2 protein-coding genes are annotated in these 549 nt (G+C 65.4%); both read right to left on the bottom strand.

Going from position 1 to position 549, the window contains the following annotated elements:
- Nucleotides 1-331: YbgF trimerization domain-containing protein (locus tag ACXJKJ_RS31760; protein WP_457395692.1), on the bottom strand; the 331-nt coding region annotated here is incomplete at its 3' end.
- Between the two features lie 24 nt (nucleotides 332-355).
- Nucleotides 356-549, bottom strand: a 194-nt coding sequence (locus tag ACXJKJ_RS31755; RefSeq protein WP_457395690.1) for an OmpA family protein, incomplete at its 5' end; no start/stop codon positions are given.

Raw genomic sequence — 549 nt, 5'->3', positions numbered from 1 at the left:
GTATCGGGGGTGCTGCGACGGGCTTGGGCGCGGCGGCAGCGGGTGCGGCGGGCAGCACGGGGGCGCCGCCTTCGAGACGGTTCAGGCGGCTGTCCAGGTCCAGGTACTGGTCCTTGGCAGACTGCTTGAGCTGCTCGTTGTCATGTTGCAACTGCTCTACCTGCGACTGCAGCGCCTGCATCTGCGTGCGGAGCTGGTTGAGCTGGTTGAGCATGTCCATGTTGGACTGGTTGTTCTGCACCTGCTGCTCAAGCGAACCGACCCGGTCGGCCAGGCTCTGGCGCTGCGCATTGGCCGGAGCGGCAGCCACGAGGGCTGCCGCAACGATCATCGATAGAAATCGAAAGCGCATCTATTACTGAGCCGTGTACACGATCTCGACGCGACGGTTCTGCGACCAGCAGGACTCGCCCGACTCGGTGCAGACCGGACGCTCTTCGCCGTAGGACACGACGGTCAGCTGCGAAGCCGAGCCACCGTTGGCCTGCAGGGCGGAGTTGACGCCATTGCCACGACGCTCGCCCAGGGCCTGGTTGTACGCGCGCGAAC

Source organism: Roseateles sp. P5_E1, from assembly GCF_054049335.1.
This window is presented reverse-complemented; position numbering and strand designations above follow the sequence as displayed.